9 protein-coding genes are annotated in these 8,771 nt (G+C 68.4%); 3 read left to right on the top strand and 6 right to left on the bottom strand.

What is annotated here, in order from left to right; translation table 11 throughout:
• Positions 1-55: 55 nt before the first annotated feature.
• Genes Y710_RS17230 through Y710_RS17240 form a run of 3 tightly spaced genes read right to left on the bottom strand, consistent with a single transcriptional unit; the run spans position 56 to position 2,607 of the window.
• On the bottom strand, positions 56-361 hold the full coding sequence (locus tag Y710_RS17230; protein WP_062368007.1) for a hypothetical protein: 306 nt from the start codon (positions 359-361) through the stop codon (positions 56-58).
• A 23-nt stretch (positions 362-384) separates the two neighbouring features.
• On the bottom strand, positions 385-1,560 hold the full coding sequence (moeZ, locus tag Y710_RS17235) for an adenylyltransferase/sulfurtransferase MoeZ (RefSeq protein ID WP_062368008.1): 1,176 nt from the start codon (positions 1,558-1,560) through the stop codon (positions 385-387).
• 60 nt (positions 1,561-1,620) lie between these two features.
• A complete protein-coding gene (locus Y710_RS17240) occupies positions 1,621-2,607 on the bottom strand; it encodes a DUF3152 domain-containing protein (protein ID WP_045539968.1) in 987 nt (328 codons plus the stop codon).
• Between the two features lie 98 nt (positions 2,608-2,705).
• Here Y710_RS17240 and Y710_RS17245 point away from each other — a divergent pair, with 98 nt between their 5' ends.
• Positions 2,706-3,356 (top strand): HTH-type transcriptional activator FasR, encoded by a 651-nt coding sequence (locus Y710_RS17245; RefSeq protein ID WP_006895518.1) that lies wholly within the window; start codon positions 2,706-2,708, stop codon positions 3,354-3,356.
• Between the two features lie 22 nt (positions 3,357-3,378).
• On the opposite strand, the gene Y710_RS17250 is transcribed toward Y710_RS17245, so the two are convergent.
• The 3 genes from Y710_RS17250 to Y710_RS17260 are packed head-to-tail and all read right to left on the bottom strand — an operon-like array spanning position 3,379 to position 5,466.
• The gene (locus tag Y710_RS17250; protein WP_062368009.1) at positions 3,379-4,563 is read right to left on the bottom strand and encodes a methyl acetate hydrolase AcmB; all 1,185 of its coding nucleotides are present in this window, start codon (positions 4,561-4,563) and stop codon (positions 3,379-3,381) included.
• A 5-nt stretch (positions 4,564-4,568) separates the two neighbouring features.
• Entirely contained in the window at positions 4,569-4,802 is a 234-nt protein-coding gene (locus tag Y710_RS17255) for a DUF3107 domain-containing protein (protein WP_045539973.1), read from the bottom strand.
• A 19-nt stretch (positions 4,803-4,821) separates the two neighbouring features.
• Positions 4,822-5,466 carry a ferritin-like fold-containing protein gene (locus Y710_RS17260; RefSeq protein WP_006895521.1) on the bottom strand — a complete coding sequence of 215 codons (645 nt, stop codon included), beginning with the start codon at positions 5,464-5,466 and terminating at the stop codon, positions 4,822-4,824.
• Between the two features lie 231 nt (positions 5,467-5,697).
• On the opposite strand from Y710_RS17260, the gene Y710_RS17265 reads away from it, so the two are divergent.
• Together Y710_RS17265 and Y710_RS17270 are read left to right on the top strand one after the other, a co-directional pair.
• Positions 5,698-7,308, top strand: coding sequence for a DEAD/DEAH box helicase (locus tag Y710_RS17265; RefSeq protein ID WP_006895522.1), 1,611 nt, complete (start codon positions 5,698-5,700; stop codon positions 7,306-7,308).
• A 35-nt stretch (positions 7,309-7,343) separates the two neighbouring features.
• Complete coding sequence (locus Y710_RS17270; protein ID WP_062368010.1) at positions 7,344-8,603, top strand: Rv3212 family protein; 1,260 nt, start codon at positions 7,344-7,346, stop codon at positions 8,601-8,603.
• Positions 8,604-8,771: the final 168 nt, after the last annotated feature.

Genomic DNA, 8,771 nt, shown 5'->3' on the forward strand with positions numbered 1-8,771 from the left:
CGTCCGTCAGATTACCCAGGACGCCTGACGTTCCCGGGCAGCGACACCGGTCCAGTCAGAGGCTCTGCACCAGTTCGCTCACCACCGGCGGCACCGCACACGCCAGAGCGAAGCCGAGCGGAAAGACCAGTGCCAGCATGCGCGCGGTACCGGTCAGCCGAACGGCGATTGCCGCCGCCGACCCGGCCACGACCAGCACGCACGCCCCGATGTACGTCCACAGCGGGTCGAGGCCGGGCACGAGCACCGGGATGAGGAACCACAGCGGGACGGCAGCCATCAGGCCCGTCGCCACCCCGGCCGCAGCCACCGCCGCCGTGTTGAACGCGGCGGGCAGCAGTGCTCTCGGTCGCCTGGTCATGTCGCCGATTGTGACAGCCGCGCTCAGTAGACCGGCATGGTCGGATCGATCTGCGCGGCCCACGCCACGATGCCGCCCTGCAGGTGTGCGGCGTCGTCGAACCCGGATCTCTTGAGTGCGGCGAGCACCTCCGCCGATCGGATTCCGGTCTTGCAATACAGCACGATCGGCCGATCGTGCGGCAGGTCTCCAATTGCACGTCCCGACAGGATCTCTCCCTTCGGGATCAGCTGTGCGCCCGCGATGCGATTGATCTCGAACTCCACCGGCTCGCGGACGTCGATCAGCGCGGGCGGCGCCTCCGAACGCAGCGCCGCGTCGACCTGCGCCGGGGTGAGGGTGGACCCGGCGGCCGCCGCAGCGGCCTCGTCGGTCACCACGCCGCAGAACTCGTCGTAGTCGATCAGTGCGGTCACCGGCCGTCCCTGCGGATCCTTGCGGAGGCGCACGGTCCGGTAGGTCATCTCGAGCGCGTCGTACACCATCAGCCTGCCGAGCAGCGGTTCACCGATGCCGCAGATCAATTTCACCGCCTCGGTCGCCATGATCGAGCCGATCGACGCGCACAGCACTCCGAGAACGCCGCCTTCGGCGCAGGACGGCACCGAGCCCGGGGGCGGCGCCTGCGGATAGAGGTCGCGATAGTTGACGCCGCGACCGTCGGGAGCGTTCTCCCAGAACACCGACACCTGCCCCTGGAACCGGTAGATCGATCCCCACACGTAGGGCTTCCCGGCCAGCAGCGCGGCGTCGTTCACCAGATATCGCGTCGCGAAGTTGTCGGTGCCGTCGAGGATCAGGTCGTACTCCGAGAACAGGTCGACCGCGTCCTTCGCCTCCAGCCGCCGGTTGTGCAGCCGGACGTCGACGAACGGGTTCAGTTCGGCGATCGAGTCGCGCGCGCTCTCGGTCTTGAGTCGGCCGACGTCTCCCAGCCCGTGAATGATCTGGCGCTGCAGATTGGACGTGTCGACCACGTCGAAGTCGACGATGCCGATGGTGCCGACTCCGGCCGCCGCGAGGTAGAGCAGAGTCGGAGACCCCAGCCCACCCGCGCCCATCACCAGCACCTTGGCGTTCTTCAGCCGCTTCTGCCCGGTGACGCCGACGTCCGGGATGATGAGGTGCCTGCTGTAGCGCGCGACCTCGTCCCGGCTCAGTTCGGCTGCCGGTTCCACCAGTGGCGGCAAGGGCGACATTCTTCAGACCTCCGTCTCCGATCCCGAATACGTTCCAGCCATCCCGTCAGCGGGCGGTGGTCAGTTCGCGGGGAAGGGCCAGGCGTTCGGTTTGCAGACCAGCGTACGGTCGGCCTCCATGTCCGGGTCGAGCGCCATGATCTGCGCATTCGCGGTACCGAAGGTCTGCTGCATCATGATCGGCGCGAGCGCACCGTTCTCCTTGCACGGCTGGTGCTTCTCATATCCGATGCCGTGACCGGTCTCGTGGTTGATGAGGTACTGGCGGTACGTCAGATCGTCGCCCTGGAAGGCCTGCGCGCCGCGCACCCACCGCGCCTCGTTGATCACCACGCGCTTGTCGGGCGGATAGAAGCATGAGGTCTCCAGCTTGATCTGATATCCACACAGTTCGCGGGCGGTGTCGGTCGACGTGAGCGAGATCCGTAGGTCCGGCTCGCCGGTGTCGATGCGGCGGAAGGAGACGCGGCCGTCACCGATCCAGCTCTTCTTGTTCGCCAGCGTCGTGTCGACGAGTTTCGCGAAGGCCTGGTCGCCGCCGTAGTCCTGCGGCGACAGTCCCTTCTCCGCCTCGACCGTGTACGTGTAGACCTGCTTGGCCGTGCCCAGCTTGTCGCCGGTGCCGCGCACCACGCGGTAGACCTCGTCTCCCTTGCGCGTGAACGGACCGCCTCCGGGCAGGGCGCCGGCGGGCAGCGCCGCCTCCTGGATCTGCCCGGTCGGGGCGCCGATCGGCGTCGTCTCGTCCTGCACGTGGGTGTTGCGTACGTCGTCACCGGTAGCGGCGGTCTTGTCGACCGCGGTGTCGCCGTCGTTGCGGACGGTCATCACAAGCAGCACCACGGTGAGTACGGCCAGCACCGGAATGGCGTAGGCGCGCCAGCCGTATGTGCTGACGAACCGCCCCAGGGTGCTGCGCTTGCGCCGCTCCACCCGCTCGGAGCGCGACCGTCCGCTGTCGGAGATCGGATCCCAGCGGGCACGCAGCGGCTGGTCGGGCCGCGGGCGGCGGGGACGCTGCGCCCCGTTGTCTGGTGTACCGGTCACGCCACAACTTTCTCATAGATGTCCCCTCTCACCTCGCATCCACCCTCGGCCGCGATCCGGATGAGTGTGATCTGAAGCGCTCCGAGTATCCTTTGGGGATGTCGTCTCCCAGTTCCCAGACGTCGGCTCCGGCCGCAGCCGGGCGCTCGAGCACGCGCCTTCCGCGAAGTGCACGCCGCCGCCAGCTTCTCGACGCCGCCAGTGAGATCTTCGTCGAGCGCGGCTATCACTCCGCCGGAATGGATGAGATCGCGATTCACGCCGGTGTGAGCAAGCCGGTCCTGTACCAGCACTTCCCGTCGAAGCTCGACCTCTACATCGCCGTGGTCGATTCGCACGCGGAGAAGCTCGTCGCCGACGTGAACCGGGCGCTGCTGACCACCGTCGACAACCGCCGTCGTGTCCTCGCGGCTGTCGAGGCCTTCTTCGACTTCATCGACGACGACAACTCCGGATACCGCCTCATCTTCGCCTCCGACGCCATGGACCCGGCCGTGATCCGGCGTGTGGAAGGCGCCACCGAGGCCTGCGTCGACGCCGTCCACGGTCTCGTCATGCAGGATTCGGGGATGGATCCGTACCGGTCCCGGATGCTCGCCGCGGGACTGGTCGGTGCGAGTGTCGTGAACGCTCGGTACTGGGTGGACGCGAGCCGCCCCATCGACAAGGCCAGCGCGGTGGAGATCACCGCGGCGCTGCTCTGGGGCGGTCTGGCCGGCATTCCCCGCCAGACTCCGGGCGACGACTGAGAACTTCCGAGAACCGGTCCGTCTACACGGACCGGTAGACGGCGCTCTCGAAGTCGAGAGCGTGGCGCAGGGCGGCGGGGTCTGCGAACGGCAGTACTTGACAGGCCCACATCCCGGCGATGTCCGCGGACCGATCGATCCAGAAGTACAGGTTGGCCAGGCCGGCCCAGGCGAGTGAACCCGCACTCCGGCCCGTCGGCGCAGCGTCGTCGTTCACCATGAACGTGTAGGCCCACGACTTCGGCAGACCCGGGAAGAACTCGGCGTCGTGCGTGATCACCGGGTCGACGCCCCGCAACGCCGTGACCCGCTGCCCCTCGGCGAGACCGTTGCGAGCCGCCCACTCGACAGTGTCGCTGCGGAGCACGCGCCCACCGTCGCCCGCCCCGCCGCGCAGCCACATGCGGAGGAATCGGATGTAGTCCGGAACTGTGGAGTACAGGCCCTGACCACCCATCTGGACCTCGGGGTTCTGCGGCATGACGATGCCGGTGGCTTTGAGCGAACCGTCCGGCCTGCGCAGATGCACGGCGGCGCGGCGCTCCTGCATGGCATCGGTGAGCAGGAATCCCGAATCGTCCATGCCCAGCGGGGCGAAGACCCGCTCAGCGAGAACCTCCCCCAGCCGTGCGCCGCGTACTGCTTCGACCACGAGCCCGGCCCAGTCCATGTTCGATCCGTAGTTCCAGCGCGTACCCGGGTCGAACAGCAGCGGCGTCATCAGTGACGCACGCGTCGCCGTCACCACATCCGGGTAATGGCCCTGCCGCACCAGGGAGCGGTAGTTCTCGTCGAAGAACGGATAGGCGAATCCGGCCGTGTGGAGCAGCAGCATCCGAGTGGTGACCGGCGTCGCTGCCGAACGGATCCGCGGACTCCCGTCGGGCTCGAAACCGTCCAGCACGCCGATCTCGGCGATCTCCGGCACGTACTGCGCAGCCGGCGCGTCGAGGTCGATCAGCCCCTCCTCGACGCACTGCAGCACGGCCGTGCCGGTCAGCGGCTTGCTAGCCGAGTACAGGGCGACGACCGTGTCGGCCGTCATCGGGCGGTCGTCGGCGACGCTCGTGCTCCCCGCCGCGCCGGTGAAGACCGTCTCCCTCGCGTCGGTCACCGAGGCGACGACGCCCGGCACCCGGTCGGAGTCCGGACCGGTCACCGCATCGTCGAGCAACGCCCTGAGTCGGTCGGAGTCGACTCCGCTCATCGAGCTCAGGCCGCCCCGAAGCCGACCCGTCGGTTCTCGGCGCTGCCGACCTCCACGTAGGCGATCTTGGCTGCCGGGACCAGCACGCGCGATCCCTTGTCGTCGGTCAGCGACAGCACGGCGTCGGTTCCGCTCAGCGCGCGGTCGGCGGCCGCGTACACGTCATCGGCCTTGTCCGGGCAGGTGAATGCCAACTCGCGCGGGCTGTTCTCGATACCGATCTTGACTTCAACGCTCATAACTCCGGAATCCTACTCGTCACGCCAGCGACAGCTCGGCCATGCGCTGCCCGTGGCGAGCCGCCATGTTGTCGAAGAAAGCGGCGGCGTTGGCAAGCGTCGCATCACCTTCGAAGAGCAGCGCCATCACGTCTTCCTCCTCGGCGAGAACCCACTGCATGTGCGTGATCGCCTCACCCAGCAATCGACGGCCCCACAGCGCCAGCGGCGACGCCACGGCCGGATCGGCGGCGACCGCCGCCCGCACCTGGTCGACGGCGAACTGTGACGAACCGGTCTCGGCCATCACCGATTTCATCGTCGGACGCACCTCTTCGGGCATCACATCGGCCATCTCGGCGTAGAAGTCGGCGGCCAGACCGTCACCGACGTGCATCTTGACCAGCACCTCGAGCCACGACGTCGGTGTCGTCACGCGGTGATACTCGTCGAACACCCGGGCGTGCGCGGCCACTGCTTCCTCGGGTGCGCCGCCGTCGGAGCGGATCTGCTCGGCCAACACCTCGAAGTGGCCCATCTCGGCCGCGATCAGTCGCGCGATTGCGATGCGGTCGGCAGTCGTCGGCGCCATCGCGGACTCTTCGATCAGGCGATAGCACGCGGCGAACTCGCCCGCGAGAAGGACTTCGTAGAGCTTGCGAATGGCCGCTGCGTTGTTCGACATGCAAGTCAGAATATGCAAGGCGGTACACTCGGAGACAGACGAGTCGCCGTTCCGCTCGCCGAATGCACGTTCATGGGCACCGCGCGGCCACTTCGAGCGGCCCGTCGGACATTGAGCGCGCACCTGCGAAGGGCCTCCGGGCCCGGCCGCCGAGGGTCCGGACTAACGATCAGGACCCCGTGGCCTCTCTTGTGTGCGTGCGCGAACACCCGCGAGAGGCTTGAACTGCATATGACCATTGATCCCACGGTGGGCGAAGCCACCGACGACGTCCAGACGACGATCGTCGACGAGGAGCACACCGCCCCGACCTTCGCCGAACTCGGCGTCGACCCCGCGATCGTCGCCGCCCTCGAGGCCGACGGCAAGACCCGTACCTTCGCGATCCAGGAACTCACCCTGCCGCTGGCGCTGGCCGGCTCCGATCTGATCGGTCAGGCGCGCACCGGCATGGGCAAGACCTACGGGTTCGGCATCCCGCTGATGCACCGGCTCGCCAACGCCGAGGCGACCGGCCTGCGCGCACTCGACAACACTCCGCGCGCCCTCGTCATCGTGCCGACCCGCGAACTCTGCGTCCAGGTCACCGAAGACCTCGAGACCGCCGCCAAGGGCGTCGACGTCACGCTCTCGAACGGCACCGTTCGCCCGATGAAGATCACGTCGATCTACGGCGGCCGCCCCTACGAGCAGCAGATCGCCGAACTCCAGGCCGGCGTCGACGTCGTCGTGGGCACGCCGGGACGCCTCCTCGACCTCGCGCAGCAGGGACACCTCGTCCTCGGCAAGGTCGGAGTGCTCGTGCTCGACGAGGCCGACGAGATGCTCGACCTCGGCTTCCTTCCGGACATCGAGCGGATCATGGGAGCCCTGCCCACCGACCGGCAGACGATGCTGTTCTCGGCCACCATGCCGGGTCCGATCGTCACCCTGGCGCGGACCTTCCTGAACCGCCCGACACATATCCGCGCCGAGCACGCGAACGACTCCGCGGTGCATGAGCGGACCACCCAGTACGTCTACCGCGCCCACGCAATGGACAAGGCCGAACTGGTGGCCCGCGTGCTGCAGGCGGAGGGCCGTGGCGCGACGATGATCTTCACCCGCACCAAGCGCACAGCGCAGAAGGTGGCCGACGACCTCGCCGAGCGTGGCTTCTCGGTGGGCGCGGTGCACGGCGACCTCGGCCAGGTGGCCCGTGAGAAGGCGCTGAACAAGTTCCGTGACGGCAAGATCGACGTACTGGTGGCCACCGATGTCGCGGCGCGCGGCATCGACGTCGATGACGTCACCCATGTCATCAACTACCAGTGCCCGGACGACGACAAGACCTACGTGCATCGCATCGGACGCACCGGGCGCGCCGGGCGCACCGGCATCGCGATCACCCTTGTGGACTGGGACGAGCTGCATCGCTGGGAGCTGATCGACAAGGCGCTCGGCCTCGGCATGCCCGACCCGGCGGAGACCTACTCCACCTCCGAGCATCTGCGCGAGGATCTGGGCATCCCCGCGGACGCCAACGGCCGTATCGGCGCCCCGGAGCGTTCGTCCGACGAACGGCGGGAGCCGCGCGCGCCGCGCGCCGATCGTCCCAAGCGTGAGCGGCGCCGTACCAGGGGCGGCAAGCCCGCCGGCGCCGAGGGCGCCACGACCGCATCATCGGCGGACGACGCCGAGCAGGCGGAGAAGAGTCCCACCGCCTCGACCGAGCAGCCGGAGGCCGATGGTGAGGCCAAGCGGCCGCGCCGCCGCCGTCGTCGTCGCAGCGGTGGTGCGAAGTCCGGTGAGGGCAGTGACGGCGCTTCGCGCGACGCAGCGCCCGCGGCAGCGGCCGAGTAGCTCCGCCCGGACGCTTTTCGCATACCCTCGCGAGAATGGGACGGATCAAACCCGAACGGCGCACCCGCACCGACCTCATCGTGACCGCGTTGATCGCGGCGATCGTGGTCGCGGCGGGTGTCGCCGTCTGGTGGACCAGCCCCGCCCGCCATACCGAGTCGGTGACCGCGACGACACCCGCCCCGGTCCAGCTGCCGGCTGAGAATGTTCCGCGCGAGGTCTCGGTCCGTTGGTCCGCGCAGTCGGACGTCACCACGGTCCCGCAGATCACCCGCGACTCCCTGGTGACCGCGTCCGGCGGCACGGTGGTCGCGCATCGGCTGAGCGACGGAACCGACCTCTGGAGCTACCGGCGGAATCTGCCGCTGTGCGCGGCGGCCGCGGGATGGACCGGCGGCGACAACGACGTGCTCGCGGTGTACCGGAACAGCCGGGGTTGCAGCGAGGTCACATCGTTGCGAGGTTCCGACGGTGCTCGTCACGCCGCCCGCACCAGTGACGCCGACGACACCGTCCACCTCTCCATCGATACCGGCTACGCCCTCCTGTACGGCCCGACGCGCCTCGAGACGTGGGGTTCGAATCTGGTGCGCGGGATCGAGTACGGGCGTGTCACGGCACCGGTGAACCCCGACGTGGCGCCCGACCGGACGCATTGCCGGCTGTACTCTGCGGTCTCCGGTGCGGATCGGGTGGCGATCGTGGAGCGATGCGATGACGATCCCGGCTATCGGCTGACGGTGCTCAGTTCGAATCTGACCAGCGACGAGAAGATCCGCCAGTGGGGTTCGACCCTGATCACCACATCGGCTGCGGGTCCCGCTCCCCGAGTGGTGGCGGCGACCGATTCCACGATCGTGGTCTACGACGGCGGCGCCGACCCGTCCGGTTCCGTCGGCGCCCCGCAGGGACCGCGTCTGCGCCTATTCACACCGCAAGCCGAGAGCCGAAGCGAACACCCGGTGGCCGGTGACGCCCAGGTTCCCGAGCGGAGCGATCCGATCATCGATCAGGGTGTCGTCTCGTTCTGGACCGGCAAGGCCACCGTGGTACTGGACGCCTCGAATGGAAACCCGATGTTCCAGGTGACAGATGCCATCGGACCCGGGGCGGTGATGGCGGGGCAACTGCTGGTGCCGATGCCCGGGGCCATCAGCGTGCGCCGCGTGTTCGACGGCCACGAGGAGTTCAGCATTCCGGTGGATCGCGGTCAGGTGGTCGGACCGGTGGCGCTGCGCGTGCTCGGCGATACGATCCTCGAGCAGCGGGGCACGCAGGTCGTCGCATTGCGCTGAGTGTGACAGGGCCGCTGTCCTCTGCACTGCGAATTGCGGGACGCGACGACCGTCTTCCATCTGAGTCCGGCGGGTGCCGATTCTTCGGTTGTCCGGCGTGGTGGATGGGGTTCAGGCGCCAGGGGTGTTCGGTGGTGGCTGGCCGCCAGGCCATGCGTCCGGCATCGG

The organism is Gordonia sp. QH-12, assembly GCF_001578675.1.
Classification (GTDB): domain Bacteria; phylum Actinomycetota; class Actinomycetes; order Mycobacteriales; family Mycobacteriaceae; genus Gordonia; species Gordonia sihwensis.

Coding starts and splice junctions, on each gene's coding strand:
- Y710_RS17250 (WP_062368009.1), bottom strand. CDS start 4,563: ATGAGCGGAGTCGACTCCGACCGACTCAGGGCGTTGCTCGACGATGCG.
- Y710_RS17265 (WP_006895522.1), top strand. CDS start 5,698: ATGACCATTGATCCCACGGTGGGCGAAGCCACCGACGACGTCCAGACG.
- Y710_RS17260 (WP_006895521.1), bottom strand. CDS start 5,466: ATGTCGAACAACGCAGCGGCCATTCGCAAGCTCTACGAAGTCCTTCTC.
- moeZ (WP_062368008.1), bottom strand. CDS start 1,560: ATGTCGCCCTTGCCGCCACTGGTGGAACCGGCAGCCGAACTGAGCCGG.
- Y710_RS17255 (WP_045539973.1), bottom strand. CDS start 4,802: ATGAGCGTTGAAGTCAAGATCGGTATCGAGAACAGCCCGCGCGAGTTG.
- Y710_RS17245 (WP_006895518.1), top strand. CDS start 2,706: ATGTCGTCTCCCAGTTCCCAGACGTCGGCTCCGGCCGCAGCCGGGCGC.
- Y710_RS17270 (WP_062368010.1), top strand. CDS start 7,344: ATGGGACGGATCAAACCCGAACGGCGCACCCGCACCGACCTCATCGTG.
- Y710_RS17230 (WP_062368007.1), bottom strand. CDS start 361: ATGACCAGGCGACCGAGAGCACTGCTGCCCGCCGCGTTCAACACGGCG.